This window comes from Halioglobus sp. HI00S01, assembly GCF_001635445.1.
GTDB classification, from domain to species: domain Bacteria; phylum Pseudomonadota; class Gammaproteobacteria; order Pseudomonadales; family Halieaceae; genus Halioglobus; species Halioglobus japonicus.
The window spans coordinates 62238-77812 of the sequence record NZ_LWEE01000010.1; the positions used below are offsets into that span (position 1 = coordinate 62238).

A 15575-nucleotide genomic window follows, 5' to 3' on the forward strand; every position below is an offset into this window, starting at 1 on the left:
ATTCCTATTAGGAATCAATTGAATAAAAATAATAAATTTGAGTAATTTAATAATCAAGCCCATAATTCCCGCCTTTCACACGCTCACATATTTTGAGGCTTCCCATGGCAGGCAAGACGCTCTACGACAAGTTATGGCAGAACCACCTGGTTGAGCAGCGCGAAGACGGCAGCGCGCTGATTTATATCGATCGCCAGTTGATCCACGAAGTGACATCGCCGCAGGCGTTTGAAGGCCTGCGCCTGGCGGGCCGTGAGCCCTGGCGCCGCGATGCCAACCTCGCAGTGCCAGATCACAACGTACCGACCGAGCAGCGCGAGCGCGCCGGCGGTGTGGCGGCGATTGAAGATCCGGTATCCCGGTTGCAGGTTGCCACGCTGGACGACAACTGTGACGACTTCGATATTGTCAAAATCGACATTAACGATGTGCGCCAGGGCATTGTCCATGTGGTCGGGCCGGAGCAGGGGGCAACGCTGCCAGGTATGACCGTGGTCTGCGGCGACTCACACACCTCCACCCACGGTGCGCTGGGCGCACTGGCCCACGGTATTGGCACCTCCGAGGTTGAGCACGCGCTGGCAACCCAGACCCTGGTGCAGGTGAAAATGAAAAACATGCTGGTCAGTGTTGACGGCACATTACAGCCGGGTGTGTCCGCAAAAGATGTTGCGCTGGCCATCATCGGTAAAATCGGCACCGCTGGCGGCACTGGTTATGCGATTGAGTTTGGTGGCCAGGTAGTGCGTGACATGAGCATGGAAGGTCGCATGACCCTGTGCAATATGTCGATTGAGGCCGGAGCCCGGATGGGCATGGTGGCTGTGGACGACACTACCCTGGAATACGTAAAAGGGCGCCCCTACGCGCCTGAAGGTGACATGTGGGACCTCGCCGTGGCTGCCTGGGGTGGCCTGCACAGCGACGAGGACGCGGTCTTTGACGCTGTTGTTGAGCTGCGGGGTGAAGATATCAAGCCGCAGGTGACCTGGGGCAACTCGCCAGAAATGGTAGTGCCAGTCGATGGTGTGGTACCCAATCCTGCCGAGGCGGATGACGCGACGCAGCGCGCGGCCATTGAACGCGCCCTGGAATACATGGGGCTGGAAGCGGGCCAGGCCATCACCGATATCAAACCCGACCGTGTGTTTATTGGTTCATGCACTAATTCTCGGATTGAAGATCTGCGCGCTGCCGCTGACGTCGTCAAGGGACGCCAGAAAGCAGATAGCGTCAAGCAGGTGCTGATTGTGCCTGGCTCGGGCGAAGTGAAGAAGCAGGCTGAAGCCGAAGGCCTGGACAAGATCTTCCTCGAGGCCGGTATGGAGTGGCGCGAGCCAGGTTGCTCCATGTGCCTGGCGATGAATGCCGACAAGTTGGGGGCGGGCGAGCACTGTGCTTCTACGTCCAATCGAAATTTTGAAGGTCGCCAGGGCTTTGGTGGTCGCACCCACCTGGTGAGTCCGGCCATGGCTGCTGCTGCAGCGGTTGCCGGCCATTTCATCGACGTGCGCGATCTGTAAGAGGGATTCACAATGAAAGCATTTACTGTGGTAACCGGCCTGGCGGCTCCGATGGATCGCGCCAATGTCGATACCGACCTGATTATTCCCAAGCAGTTTCTGAAGTCGATCAAGCGCTCGGGGTTTGGCAAGAATCTGTTCGATGAGCTGCGCTATCTGGATGAAGGCAAGCCCGATGAGGACTGTTCGCACCGGCCGGTCAACGCCGAGTTCCCTCTGAACTTCCCCCGCTATCAGGGCGCTTCAGTGCTGCTGACGCGGGAAAATTTCGGCTGTGGCTCCAGTCGTGAGCACGCCCCATGGGCGCTGGAAGATTATGGTTTCCGCTGCATTATTGCGCCGAGCTTTGCCGACATTTTCTACAACAACTGCTTCAAGAACGGCGTGTTGCCGGTGCGGCTTGACGAAGGCATTGTGGCGCGCCTGTTTGATGAAATGTATGCCCAGGAGGGCTATGAGCTCACCATCGATCTCGAACAGCAGCAGGTGGTGACACCCGGTGGGGAGCGCTTTGGGTTTGAGGTGGATGAGTTCCGCCGCCATTGCCTGCTAAATGGGCTGGACGATATTGGTCTGACGCTTGAGAGTGCGGATGCGATTCGCGCCTATGAAGAGCGCACGCGCAAATCCTCTCCGTGGTTGTTTGACGTTATCAATTAATTTAACGCGATCGATGATCGAGATCTGCAGCGGCGGCGTGCGAGTGTGCATGCCTGCCGCTGATGAACGATTAAAGGTAGTAATATGAGTAAAAAAGTACTGGTACTTCCTGGCGACTATATCGGGCCGGAAATCATGGCTGAGGCCGTGAAGGTCCTGAATACTGTTGACGCGCGTTTCGGCCTGGGGCTGGGGCTTGAGTACGGTTTGCTGGGTGGTGCTGCGATCGATGAAACCGGTGTGCCGCTTCCCGATGTCACGCTGGAGCGGGCCCGGGAAGTCGACGCTATTTTGTTGGGCGCCGTGGGCGGGCCCAAGTGGGACAATGTCGAGCGCCACCTGCGGCCCGAGCGCGGCCTGCTGGGAATTCGCTCGCAGTTGGGCCTGTTTGCCAACCTGCGTCCCGCCATCCTGTATCCACAGCTGGCGGATGCCTCCAGCCTCAAACCGGAGATTGTGTCTGGTCTCGACATTCTTATCGTGCGCGAGCTCACCGGTGGCATTTACTTCGGTGAGCCCCGCGGTATTCGCGAACTCGAGAATGGTGAGCGCGAGGGCTACAACACCTACAAGTACAGCGAATCTGAGATTCGTCGCATTGGCCGTCAGGCCTTCGAGGCGGCGCGCAAACGCGGTAAGAAGCTGTGCAGCGTCGACAAGGCCAATGTGCTCGAGGCGACAGTGCTGTGGCGTGAAATCATGGACGAGCTGGCGCCGGAGTACCCCGACGTAGAGCTCTCCCATATGTATGTCGACAATGCGGCGATGCAGTTGGTGATGCGACCCAAGCAGTTTGACGTGGTGGTTACCGGCAACATGTTCGGCGACATCCTGTCTGACACCGCCGCCATGCTCACCGGCTCGATTGGTATGTTGCCGTCTGCCTCCCTCGATAAAGATGGGCGGGGCATGTACGAGCCCTGTCACGGCTCGGCGCCTGATATTGCAGGGGAGGGCAAGGCCAACCCGTTGGCGACGATTCTCTCCGCTGCCATGATGCTGCGTTACACACTGGGTAGTGCCGAGGCAGCTGACGCGATTGAAGCGGCGGTCAGCAAGGTCCTCGACGCCGGCCTGCGCACCCCGGATATTCATTCCGAGGGAACGCAGTTGGTGGGAACGGTAGAAATGGGCGAGGCTGTAGTCGCAGCGCTCGCCAGCGAATAGATTTGGAGTAATTCAATGGCAGATCAATATGATGTAGCAGTGGTCGGCGCCACCGGAGCGGTGGGCGAGGCCATGATCGAAATTTTGGAGCAGCGCGACTTTCCGGTCCGCAATCTCTATCCGCTGGCGAGCAGCCGTTCCGCCGGCAAGACCATTATGTTCAAGGGCAGCCCGGTGACCGTTACCGATCTGGCCGAGTTCGATTTCAGCCAGGCCCAGATCGGCCTGTTCTCTGCCGGCGGCAGTATTTCCGAGAAGTACGCGCCTATCGCGGCGGCCGCTGGCTGTGTGGTCGTCGACAATACCTCGCATTTTCGGCGCGACGACGATATTCCGCTGATTGTTCCAGAGGTGAATATCGAGGCGCTGGCGGGCTACACCACCCGCAATATCATCGCCAACCCCAATTGCTCGACCATCCAGATGCTGGTGGCCCTCAAGCCCATTTACGATGCGGTGGGTATCGAGCGGATTAACGTGTGCACCTACCAGGCGGTGTCGGGCACTGGCAAGGAAGCGATTGAGGAGCTGGCGTCACAGACAGCCCGCTTGCTCAATGGCCAAGAGGCCGAGTGTGAGGTCTATCCCAAGCAGATCGCTTTCAATGTGCTGCCTCATATCGATACTTTCCAGGACAACGGCTACACCCGCGAAGAAATGAAAATGGTCTGGGAAACCCAGAAGATTTTCGGCGACCACAGCATTCAGGTGAATCCCACCTGTGTGCGTGTGCCGGTCTTCTTTGGTCACTCCGAGGCCGTTCATATTGAGACGGTCGATGAAATCAGCGCAGCACAGGCGCGCGAGCTGCTCGAAAATGCGCCTGGTGTCCAGGTGATGGACGAGCGTGCCGACGGGGGTTATCCCACGGCTGTGGGGGACAGCGCCGGCACCGATCCAGTGTTCGTGGGGCGCATTCGGGAGGATATTTCCCATCCCCGCGGCCTGAACCTCTGGGTGGTGGCTGATAATGTGCGCAAAGGCGCAGCGCTCAATAGCGTGCAAATTGCCGAGGCGCTGATTACAACCTACCTTGATTAATGCCTGTAATTCACTGATACTCAGGGATAATTTGGTATTTTTGGTGCATGGAGGCACGGTCCCCCCGGACGCTCAGCGTACTTCAGAAAAGTCGAGAAAATACTTTTTAGGATGGGGGATTTCTAGCACGATACGTTAGTATTACATCGTAGGGGTCCGGCCAGGGGAGGTCGGTGTTTATGCGCAGGAAAAATAATAAGGCGTCGGAGTATGGCTCGTAGGATTGGTGCTGTCGTTTTCTCTCTTGGGTGTCTGCATGCGAGCTTTTCGTATGCGGTGGGTCTCGGTGACCTGACGCTCGAGTCATTTCTCAATGAGCCGCTCAAGGCCCAGGTAGAAGTTCTCAACACGGATGGCCTCAATGAGGACCAGATCCGCATCCGGCTCGCAACTCGCGAAGACTTTGATCGCATGGGTGTTGAGCGGGCCTACTTCCTGACCGGTATCGAGTTCGACGTGCAGTTCAATGCGCGCGGCGAGGCTGTCATTTTGCTCAGCTCCGAGGACCCGGTGCTCGAACCCTATCTCGATTTCATTGTAGAAGCGCGCTGGCCTACTGGCCGTTTGCTGCGTGAATACACGGTATTGGTTGATCCGCCCTTGTTTGACGCCTCCAGCCAGGTGGTATCTGCCTCTGCGCGTGTTGAGGAAGAAGAGGGCATCCCCGCCCCGGATTCGCCCGAAAAAAAAACACAAGACCCGGCCGCCACTAGCGGAACCCGGGTAGATGTAAAGAAAAAGTCCCAGCTCGCGCCGGGTGACATGCCCCAGCGCGATTTCAATGCCGAGGCCGCCGGTTCGCCGCTGAGTGGCTCGCGATACATGATTTCCCGGGACGATACGCTCTGGGAAATCGCCGCCGCAGCCAAGCCCAGCGGTACGACCATCCATCAGACTATGCTTGACATTCAGCGTCTGAACCCCAACGCCTTTATCGACGGTAATATCAACCGCATCAAGGCTGGATACATTATCTATCTGCCCACCGAAGACGATATCAGCTCGCAGGATCTCTCCACGGCGCTGGCTGAGGTCAAGCAGCAGAATGAAGACTGGGAGGCTGGCCGCGCCAGCGCACCGATCAGCTCCGGACCCAGCCTGCGGATATCCGCTGACCCTGTAGAAGAGTCGTCGGCCACGGCTGACCAGAGCTATTCCCCTTCCTCTTCCGCGGCAACTGATGCGCAAGTGGCCGCCGATATGGATCGCGCTGAACTCGAAGGTGAAGTTGAAGACCTCGAACAGCAGGTCGATACACTGGAGCGTATCGTCAGCCTTAAAGACGACCAGATCGCTGCCTTGCAACAGGCACTGGCCGAGGCCGGCGTTGATGCCGAGGATAGCGTCGATGCCCTGGCGTCAGACGATGGCCTTGCTATGGAAGACGGCATGGACATGGCCGACGCCGATGACAGCGGCGTTGTCGATGCCGGGTTTGATGATACCGGCTCTGACGATGTCACGGCGGTCGATGCTGCCACTGATGCCGATGACGCGGTTTCAGGTGATGACACTGCAGCTGATGCGGTAGAGCCCGCGGTTGCGGCCGAGCCTGTGGCTGCAGCACCCAAGCCCGAAAAAGCTATTCCAAAATCCAAGCCTGCTCCCAAGCCCAAGAAAGAAGAGAGCGGCCTGCTGAGCTACCTGTTGTATGGTCTGGGCGCGCTGATTCTGGCCGGACTGGCATTCTTCTTCGTGCGTCGTCGCAAGGCGGATGAAGAGCCCACGGTTACTGTGTCTGCAGAGTCTGACAAGGCTTTTGCGGCTGTTGAGCTCAAGGAGCAGCCCGTCGAAGCCCCCGTTGTCGAGGAGACTGTCGCTGAGCCGGCGCCGGTCGCCGACGAGGCCGCCGCGGAAGACGGCACTCGCGGCTATGGCGAACGTAAACACGACGGTTACGCCTCCGACGTGGATGCAGGTGACGCCCTCGCCGAAGCTGACATTTATATCGCTTACGGTCGCTATCCCCAGGCCATTGATCTGCTCAAGACCGCCATTACCAGTGAGCCTGCAAATGCGGCCTACCGCCTGAAGCTGGTCGAGCTTCTGCTGCAGACCGGCGATCGTCCCGCTGCCGAAGCCCAGATCGCGGAGCTGGAGAGCATGGGTGATGCGGGCAGTGCAGAGCAGGCGCGCGCCATGCTGTCTGGTACCAGTGACGACATGTCTGAGCCGCCTGCTGGCCTCGCCGAAGAAGTGGAGTCGGGCGTAGACGACTTTGCAGGCCTCGAAATCGAAGACAGTCTGGATATCGACGATCTCGATCTGACCTCCGACTTTGACGACGACGTGATCGGCGATGATGAAGACGACGAAGACCTGGTAATCGCCGCTGAGGCAAATACCATGTCCACCAAGCTCGACCTCGCCCGTGCCTATATGGATATGGGCGACGAGGACGGCGCTCGCCAGATTCTCGAAGAGGTGGTTGCCGAAGGCAGCGACGAACAGAAGACCGAAGCCAGCGGGCTGCTGGAGCGCCTTGGCTGATCCATTCCCCGGCCTGTCGGCAGAGACCCTGCCGGCGGGCACTCGTATAGCCTGTCGGGTCGAATATAACGGCGCGAACTACAACGGCTGGCAGACACAACCCCACCTTGATGTCACCACGGTTCAGCAGGAGCTGGAACGCGGCTTGAGCAGTGTTGCGGGCGAGCCCGTGCGCGTGCACTGTGCCGGCCGCACGGATACGGGCGTGCACGGGCATTGTCAGATCGTCCATTTTGATGCTCCTGTACCGCGCCCGCCCAAGTCCTGGGTGTTGGGGGCCAATGCCTCGATGGCGCGGGATGTCCGGGTGCACTGGGCGTTGCCGGTAGAGAAGGAGTTTCACGCGCGTTTCTCGGCGACGGCACGACGCTATCGCTACGTGATTGCCAATGCTCTGGTCCGGCCCGCCATGCTCGGCGGGCAGGTCACCTGGCAGCGTCGGCCGTTGGATGAGGCCATTATGCACAGCGAGGCCCAGGCATTGCTCGGCGAGCGTGATTTCTCGACATTTCGGGCCGCAGCGTGTCAGTCCACCACGCCGATGCGGAATATGATGGACATCAGTGTGTCGCGCCGCGGGCAGCTGGTGGTCATCGACCTCCAGGCGAATGCATTTCTCCACCACATGGTGCGCAATATCGCCGGTTCACTGATGGCCGTGGGCAGCGGGAGGCAGTCAGCCGGTTGGATCGCCGAGCTGATGGAGGGGCGGGATCGCACCGTGGCAGCTGACACTGCGCCGCCCGATGGTCTGTATCTGGTAGATGTGACATATCCTGGACACTTCGGCCTGCCTCAAACGCCCTATGGTCCGTTAATCCTAGGCGCGTAGCGGGTTTCACGTACAGACAGGGGTTGAGGCATCTGCTATCATGTCCGCCTGTTTTTTTGCCGGTGTTCAGGTCCTGTTTTGTCTCGCACGCGTATCAAAGTCTGCGGTATCACTCGGCCGGAGGATGCGCGTGTTGCTGTTGCCAGCGGCGCCGACGCCCTCGGTCTGGTTTTTTATGCTGAGAGCCCCAGGGGAGTATCCCTTGAGCAGGCGCAAGCGGTGGCGCGCGAGGTTCCGCCTTTCGTCACCCTGGTGGGCCTGTTTGTAAACCATGACGCTGAATTTGTCGCTCGCTGCGCTGCCGAGTTGCCCCTGGGCTTGCTGCAGTTTCACGGTGACGAGTCACCGGCGTTTTGTCGCCAGTTTGAGCGGCCGTGGATAAAAGCTCTGCGTGTGCGCCCCGACTCAGATATTGCAGCCTATTGCGATGCCTATGCCGGAGCGCTCGGGATATTACTCGACGCGTGGAAAGACGGCGTGCCCGGTGGTACCGGAGAGAGTTTTGACTGGGATCTGATAGGCAGTGGTCTGTCGTTGCCGGTGGTATTGGCAGGCGGTTTAAATCCCGCCAATGTGGGACAGGCGATTACCACCGTACGTCCCTTTGCGGTCGATGTCAGTGGCGGCGTGGAAGCAGCGCCCGGCGAGAAAGACCCGGTCAAGATTCGTGAATTTATTGCGGCGGCCCAGGCTGTCGATCACATTGAGCAAACCTGAATGAGTAGTGATGCTGTTATGAATGACTTTGCCTCAGTACCGGACGGCGATGGCCGCTTCGGCGTGTACGGCGGCAAGTTCGTTGCCGAAACCCTGATGTCGGCGCTGGACGAGCTCGAAGCCCTTTACGATAAGTTGAAAGACGATGATGCGTTTATCGCTGAGCTGGATGCGGACCTCGCCCATTACGTGGGCCGTCCCTCACCGCTTTACGAAGCCAGCCGACTGTCTGACAAGGTCGGCGGCGCGCGCATCTGGCTGAAGCGAGAAGATCTCAATCATACGGGCGCCCACAAGGTGAACAATACGGTTGGTCAGGCACTGCTGGCCAAACACATGGGCAAAAAGCGTGTTATCGCAGAAACCGGTGCAGGTCAGCACGGTGTTGCGACGGCTACAATCGCAGCGCGCCTCGGGCTGGAATGCCAGGTGTTTATGGGTGAGGAAGATGTTCGTCGCCAGGCCCTGAATGTCTATCGCATGAAGCTATTGGGTGCTGAAGTGATTCCCGTGACCTCTGGCTCGCGCACGCTCAAGGACGCCATGAACGAAGCCATGCGCGACTGGGTGACCTATGTTGACGAAACGTTTTATATTATCGGCACCGTGGCCGGTCCCCATCCTTATCCCATGCTGGTGCGTGACTTCCAGTGCGTCATCGGCCGCGAGGCGCGCGCCCAGTCGCTGGAACAGATTGGCCGCTTGCCCGATGCGCTGGTGGCCTGTGTGGGTGGTGGCTCGAATGCAATAGGCCTGTTCCATCCGTTCCTAGATGATAAAGACGTTGCAATATACGGTGTGGAAGCCGGTGGCCACGGTGTGGCCAGCCAGCAACACGCCGCGCCCCTGACCGCCGGCACCCCTGGCGTGCTGCACGGCAACCGCACTTACCTGATGCAGGATGCCGACGGCCAAATCATGCACACGCACTCGGTATCAGCGGGTCTGGATTACCCCGGCGTGGGCCCGGAGCACTCCTGGCTAAAGGATGTCGGTCGAGTTGAATACGTGGTGGCCGATGACGACGAGGCGCTGGAGGCGTTCCATGCGCTGACGCGAGTGGAAGGTATTATGCCGGCACTGGAAAGCAGTCACGCCATTGCCTATGCCACCAAGCTGGCTCGCGAGCTGGGGCCGGATAAACATATTGTGGTTAACCTGTCCGGTCGCGGTGACAAGGATATTCATACCGTCGCCCAGATCGACGGAATTGAATTTTAAGGAGAAGTTGTAGTGAGTCGTATTGCCGGTTGCTTTGCGCAACTTGCCGAACAGGGGCGCAAAGCCGTTGTTCCCTATATTGTTGTCGGCGACCCTGGTCTTGAGGTCACGGTTGATATCATGCACCAGCTCGTCGACAGCGGCGCAGACATTATCGAACTCGGGGTGCCGTTTTCTGACCCCATGTCTGAAGGCCCGGTGATTCAGCTTGCTCACGAGCGCGCGCTGGCAAACGGCGCGAACCTGCGCGATGCACTGGATACAGTGCGCGCGTTTCGCGAGACCAATCAGCACACACCGGTGCTGCTCATGGGCTATGCCAACCCGGTGGAACACATGGGTTACGCGAAATTTGCCGACGCCGCGCAGGCGGCGGGCCTGGATGCACTGCTCACGGTTGATATCCCGCCGGAGGAGGTCGAACAGGTTAACGCTGAATTACAGCGTGTGGGCATGAACAATATCTTTCTGGTTGCCCCGACGACCCCGGATGATCGCCTGCAACGTATCGTCGACCAGGCCAGCGGCTTCGTTTATTACGTCTCCCTGAAAGGCGTCACCGGCGCCGGCCATCTCGATATCGATAACGTCGCTGATCATGTCAGCCGTATTCGGGCACTGACTTCACTGCCTGTCGCGGTGGGCTTCGGTATCAAGGACGCAGAGAGTGCAGCGTCCGTTGCCAGCGTCTCCGACGGCGTGGTGGTGGGCAGTGCTTTGATCCGCGCCATGGCGCAGGCAATCGACGACGGCGCCGATCATGCGGCAGCTGGTAAGCGAGCAGCTGAACTACTGGCAGAAATTCGCCGTGGAGTGGACAGCGTCGCTTCCTAGAGAGTTGTGTGGCCGGTTATAATGTGGCTTGAACCGTATTGGGGAGCCGTATGAGCTGGATTGACAAAATTCTGCCTTCAGGAGTAAGCAAGGGCGAGGGGCGCAAACGCTCCAGCGTGCCCGAGGGCCTCTGGAAAAAATGCGTCAAATGTGACGCGGTGCTGTATCGCCCGGACGTTGAGCGCAACAATGACGTCTGCCCCAAGTGCGACCACCATATGCGTATCGGCGCCCGCCGCCGCCTGGATATCTTTCNCGACCCGGAATGGCGCGAGGAGATTCTGACCGATATCGAACCGGTTGACCGCCTCAAATTCAAGGACAAGAAACGCTACCGCGACCGCCTGTCCGCCGCGCAAAAGAGCACTGGTGAAAAGGATGCCCTGATTGCCATGCAGGGCACACTGCGGGGCATGCCGGTGGTGGCGATTGCCTTTGAATTCAACTTCCATGGCGGCTCCATGGGATACGCGGTGGGTGAGAAATTTACCCGCGCTGCCCAGGTAGCGCTCGACGAGGGTATTCCGCTAGTGTGCTTCGCCGCCTCCGGTGGTGCCCGCATGCAGGAAGCGCTGATTTCGCTCATGCAAATGGCTAAAACCAGTGCTGTCATCGAGCGTATGAAGCTCGCCGGCGTGCCCTACATCTCCGTGATGACGGACCCGATTTACGGCGGAGTCTCCGCCTCGCTAGCACTGCTGGGTGACATTAACGTCGCTGAGCCGGAGGCCCGTGCAGGTTTTGCCGGCCCTAACATTATCGAACAGACAATTCGTCAGAAGCTGCCCAAGGGTTTTCAGCGCAGCGAGTTCCTGCTGGAGCACGGCGCTATCGACATGATTGTGCACCGCACCGACATGCGCAACACCCTGGCGCGGCTGTTGGCCAAACTGGGCAATGTCGATCTCGATGAGCCGGAGCCCGTTGAAGCGTTTGTCGAATCAGAAACCCCGGAACCCCCCACAGAGGTCGCCGAACCGGCCGATGAATAAGTCCGCGCTGGAGGACTGGCTCCAGCACCTGGAATCTCTTCACCCTACAGCAATGGAACTGGGCCTGGAGCGTGTGCGTTCGGTGGCCCAGACCCTTGAGTTGCTGGCGCCCGGTTGCCGGGTGATTACGGTCGCCGGTACCAATGGCAAGGGCTCTACCGTGGCGGTGCTGGAATCGCTGCTCACAGTGACCGGACATCGGCCGGGCTGCTTTACCTCGCCACACTTTCTGCGCTTTAACGAGCGGATTCGTGTGGCGGGCGAGGAAGTGGACGACGCTGACATTGTCGCTGCGTTTTCAGCCATTGAGCAGGCTCGGGGTGAAACGTCCCTGACCTATTTTGAGTTCGCTACCCTGGCCGCCCTGTGGGTGTTTCGCGCTCGGGAGGTGGACGTGGTGGTACTGGAGGTCGGGCTGGGAGGGCGGCTCGATTCCAGTAATGTCATCGATGCATCAGTGGCCGTGATTACCAGTATCGATCTGGATCATCAGGAATGGCTGGGGGACACCCGCGAAGACATCGGGCGGGAGAAGGCGGGTATCATGCGCGCCGGCAGGCCGGTCGTTATTGCTGACCCTGATCCCCCTGGCTCGCTGCGGCAGTGCGCAGCCGAGGTCGGTGCAGGTCCCGTATTGCAGGCAGGGCGCGACTTCAGCTGGGAGCGGCAGGACGGACGCTGGTCGGGGACGATTACTGGCGCGGATGGCGAAGCTGTTTCCATCGCGGCCGCTGACGGCCCGTTGCTGGCCGCCAATATCTGTGGCGCCTTACAGGCAGCGACATGCCTGGGGGTTGCCTGGGCGCCCGATCAGCTCACCACAGTTCTTGAGAACGTGGTTGTCACTGGGCGGCGACAGCAGCTTGTGATGGCAGGGCGTCATTATCTGCTGGATGTGGCGCACAATCCCGCAGCTATTCATAAGATGCTGGAAATAGTTGACGCAAGTGCTTGTAATGGAAAGGTTATTGCTCTATTTTCGGCAATGAAAGACAAGCCCGTAGCGGACATGGTTGCGCTCTGTGACAAACGCTTCGACGCCTGGTTTGTCGCCGACCAACCCAATAATCCGCGCGCGGCGGCTGGCGAAGATATCGCCGCGGCTCTGCGCGAAGCGGGGCAGAGCATGATCAGTGTCAGCAAGAATCTCCGGCAGGCGTTTCGCCGGGCGCAGACGCTGATGGCCGAAGGTGACCTGTTGGTGGTATTCGGCTCATTTTTTACCGTGGCTGCGGTGGTGCCACTGCTGGACAAGGATCGCGCTAAACGCGAAGCCATAGAACAATGAATGACGTACTCAAACAACGACTGGTCGGCGCCCTGATCCTGGTGGCGCTGGGCATTGTGTTCTGGCCCATTATTTTTGTGGATTCCGGACAGCGCGAGCGCGCTGAGGATGTGCGCATTCCACCGCGCCCGCAGGTTCAGACCACGCCGCTGGAGCCGCCTGATATGGCCGGCTTGCGCCCATCACCGGCCACTGAACGCGCCGCTGCTCCCGAGCCTGATACCGAGTGGCTGACGCTGGATCCTTCGGGAGTGCCTCCCGGTGTCAATGCTGGAGAGCCTATCGCCGACGATCAGTCCGCATCGGCGCCTGAGCCTGCACTTGAGCCCGAGCCCGCACCTCAGCCGAAGCCCGATCCAGAACCAGTGGCCAAACCCGTCGCTGAAGCCCCGAAAACGCGCTCTGAGCCCCCGGTGAAGCCCGCGCTGGACGCTGATGGCTTGCCTATTTCCTGGATTTTGCGTGTTGCCAGCCTGAGTAATGCCACCCGCGCCGAGGAGTTGCGCGCAGAGCTGGTGAGCATGGGGCACAAGGCCTACGTGAAGAAAGTGCCCAGCAACGGCAAGACTTTTTATCGTGTCTACATCGGCCCGAAAGTGGAAAAGGTCAACCTGGAGCGTATCCAGAGCGAGATTAACGCCCGCTTTGGGGTGACTACCATGATTACGCGGTACTATCCTTGAGACAAATTTACGCCTCCTCAGCACCGCATGGCTTTGTTAGAATGCGCCGCGTAAGAGGGTGCTGATGATAGATCTGGCGCAATTTAATCAGGTCGACTGGCTGATTATCGTGGTGCTGACCATTTCGACGCTGCTGAGCTTGTGGCGCGGTTTTGTGCGCGAGGCTTTGTCGTTACTTGCCTGGGTTGCCGCCTTTATCATCGCGCACGGTTTTGTCGACCAGCTCGCCGCACAGATGAGTGGCCTGGTGGCCCATGATACCGGGCGCTATATCGTCGCCTACGCCATCCTGTTCGTCGCCACACTGGTGTTGTTCAATCTGGTGATTTATCTGGCGAGCAAACTGGTGGCAGTGGCGGGACTGTCGGTTCTGGACCGGGTTTTGGGTACCGTATTCGGATTTGCCCGGGGTGTGATCATCATCCTTGTGTTGGCCTATGTGGTGCAGCAATTGCTGCCGCCCGAAGACCAGCAGTGGGTTCAGCAGTCAGTGCTGATGCCCCATTTGAATATGCTTGCGGATTGGGTCCAGGCGGTGTTCGCTAACGTTGGCCCGGTTCCGCAAATGACAACCTGAGAAGTGAGGTAAGCGCAGGATGTGTGGCCTGGTAGGACTCGTAGCGAGTCACAACGTCGCCCCGGATATTTACGATGCCCTGACGGTGCTCCAGCACCGCGGTCAGGATGCGGCCGGTATCATGACCTGCGAAGGCGGGCGTTTCAGTCTGCGCAAAAGCGAGGGCCTGGTGCGCGATGTATTTCGCCAGCATCACATGCAGCGCCTCGAAGGGCAGATCGGGATTGGCCACGTGCGCTATCCCACCGCTGGCAGCTCCGGCCCGGCCCTGGCTCAGCCTTTCTACGTGAATTCACCTTACGGTATTGCCCTTGCTCACAACGGTAACCTGACCAATACCGAGCAGTTGGCGCGCGAGCTGTTTCAGGATGACCTGCGTCATTTGAACACCGACTCGGACTCCGAGGTCCTGCTCAATGTATTCGCCCATGAACTCCAGACACTGGGCAAGTTGAGCCCGGAAGCCACGGATATCTTCAGTGCGGTTGAGTCGCTGCACAAGCGCTGCCGCGGCGGCTATGCTGTCGTCAGCCTGATCGTGAATTACGGTGTCGTCGGTTTTCGTGACCCGCTGGGAATTCGCCCGCTGGTGGTGGGGGAGCGCGAGGGCCCCGATGGCCGCAAAGAGCACATGATTGCCTCGGAGAGCGTGGCCCTGGACGTGCTGGGCTTTAACCTGCTCGGCGACGTTGCCCCCGGCGAAGCGGTATTTATCGATATGGACGGTCAGCTGCATCGCCGTCAGTGCGCGCAAGCGCCGCAACTCAAGCCCTGTATTTTTGAGCATGTGTACTTCGCCCGCCCCGATTCGCTGATGGATGGTATTTCGGTGTATAAAACCCGGATGCGTCAGGGTGCTGCACTGGCCGAGAAGATTAAACGCGAACGCCCTGATCTGGAAATCGATGTCATTATTCCGATTCCCGATACCAGTCGAATTGCAGCGCAGTCGATGGCCCATGAGCTGGGCATCAAATTCCGTGAAGGGTTCATGAAGAATCGCTATATCGGCCGCACATTCATCATGCCCGGCCAGAGTCAGCGCAAGAAGTCCGTGCGCCAGAAACTCAATCCGGTACCGTTGGAGTTTGAGGGCAAGAATGTGATGCTGGTGGACGATTCGATTGTGCGTGGCACCACGTGTCGCCAGATCATTGAAATGGCGCGCGACGCTGGGGCCAAGAATGTGTTTTTCGCCTCTGCCGCGCCACCGGTGCGTTATCCCAACGTGTACGGCATCGATATGCCCTCCGCCAGCGAGCTGATTGCCCACGACCGCACCGTGGATGAGGTCTGCGAATTGATCGGCGCTGACTGGCTGGTGTACCAGGATCTCGATGACCTGGTGCGCTGTTCGGCCGACGGCAATCCCGATATCAGTGGTTTCGATTGTTCGGTATTCAGCGGTGAGTACGTTACCGGTGACGTCGACAAGGGTTATCTCGAGCGCATCGAGTCGCTGCGCAACGATGAGGCCCAGAGCATGAAGCGGGCGGCAGCAACTGAAGAAGGTGCCGTTGTGGGCATCCACAACAACGCGTGAGGCACCC

General features: G+C 59.1%; 14 protein-coding genes. All 14 read left to right on the forward strand.

Annotated elements, in window-relative coordinates; all coding sequences use genetic code 11:
* Window positions 1-104: 104 nt before the first annotated feature.
* The 14 genes from leuC to purF all read left to right on the forward strand — a co-directional run bounded on the left by leuC (window position 105) and on the right by purF (window position 15568).
* The gene (gene leuC / locus A3709_RS02260; RefSeq protein ID WP_066049482.1) at window positions 105-1523 is read left to right on the forward strand and encodes a 3-isopropylmalate dehydratase large subunit; all 1419 of its coding nucleotides are present in this window, start codon (window positions 105-107) and stop codon (window positions 1521-1523) included.
* A 12-nt stretch (window positions 1524-1535) separates the two neighbouring features.
* Window positions 1536-2183, forward strand: a complete 648-nt coding sequence (leuD, locus tag A3709_RS02265; protein ID WP_066049485.1) for a 3-isopropylmalate dehydratase small subunit — start codon at window positions 1536-1538, stop codon at window positions 2181-2183.
* 84 nt (window positions 2184-2267) lie between these two features.
* Window positions 2268-3350, forward strand: a complete 1083-nt coding sequence (gene leuB, locus A3709_RS02270; RefSeq protein ID WP_066049488.1) for a 3-isopropylmalate dehydrogenase — start codon at window positions 2268-2270, stop codon at window positions 3348-3350.
* Window positions 3351-3365: 15 nt separating this feature from the next.
* Window positions 3366-4391 carry an aspartate-semialdehyde dehydrogenase gene (locus tag A3709_RS02275; RefSeq protein ID WP_066049491.1) on the forward strand — a complete coding sequence of 342 codons (1026 nt, stop codon included), beginning with the start codon at window positions 3366-3368 and terminating at the stop codon, window positions 4389-4391.
* Window positions 4392-4601: 210 nt separating this feature from the next.
* Window positions 4602-6881, forward strand: coding sequence for a FimV family protein (locus A3709_RS02280; RefSeq protein WP_082849827.1), 2280 nt, complete (start codon window positions 4602-4604; stop codon window positions 6879-6881).
* Window positions 6874-7713, forward strand: coding sequence for a tRNA pseudouridine(38-40) synthase TruA (gene truA / locus A3709_RS02285; RefSeq protein WP_231871079.1), 840 nt, complete (start codon window positions 6874-6876; stop codon window positions 7711-7713). Before A3709_RS02280 ends, truA begins: the two co-directional genes overlap by 8 nt.
* A 78-nt stretch (window positions 7714-7791) precedes the next feature.
* Window positions 7792-8430, forward strand: a complete 639-nt coding sequence (locus A3709_RS02290; protein WP_066049499.1) for a phosphoribosylanthranilate isomerase — start codon at window positions 7792-7794, stop codon at window positions 8428-8430.
* The gene (gene trpB / locus A3709_RS02295) at window positions 8431-9651 is read left to right on the forward strand and encodes a tryptophan synthase subunit beta (protein ID WP_066049502.1); all 1221 of its coding nucleotides are present in this window, start codon (window positions 8431-8433) and stop codon (window positions 9649-9651) included.
* A 12-nt stretch (window positions 9652-9663) separates the two neighbouring features.
* Window positions 9664-10485, forward strand: a complete 822-nt coding sequence (gene trpA / locus A3709_RS02300) for a tryptophan synthase subunit alpha (protein ID WP_066049505.1) — start codon at window positions 9664-9666, stop codon at window positions 10483-10485.
* Window positions 10486-10535: 50 nt separating this feature from the next.
* Complete coding sequence (gene accD, locus A3709_RS02305) at window positions 10536-11477, forward strand: acetyl-CoA carboxylase, carboxyltransferase subunit beta (RefSeq protein WP_066049508.1); 942 nt, start codon at window positions 10536-10538, stop codon at window positions 11475-11477.
* Window positions 11470-12765, forward strand: a complete 1296-nt coding sequence (gene folC, locus A3709_RS02310; protein WP_066049511.1) for a bifunctional tetrahydrofolate synthase/dihydrofolate synthase — start codon at window positions 11470-11472, stop codon at window positions 12763-12765. Before accD ends, folC begins: the two co-directional genes overlap by 8 nt.
* Window positions 12762-13448, forward strand: a complete 687-nt coding sequence (locus A3709_RS02315; RefSeq protein ID WP_066049514.1) for an SPOR domain-containing protein — start codon at window positions 12762-12764, stop codon at window positions 13446-13448. The genes folC and A3709_RS02315 overlap by 4 nt, the downstream gene beginning before the upstream one ends.
* A 64-nt stretch (window positions 13449-13512) precedes the next feature.
* Window positions 13513-14025 (forward strand): CvpA family protein, encoded by a 513-nt coding sequence (locus A3709_RS02320; protein ID WP_066049516.1) that lies wholly within the window; start codon window positions 13513-13515, stop codon window positions 14023-14025.
* Between the two features lie 19 nt (window positions 14026-14044).
* On the forward strand, window positions 14045-15568 hold the full coding sequence (purF, locus tag A3709_RS02325) for an amidophosphoribosyltransferase (protein WP_066049519.1): 1524 nt from the start codon (window positions 14045-14047) through the stop codon (window positions 15566-15568).
* The last annotated feature ends 7 nt before the right edge of the window (window positions 15569-15575 follow it).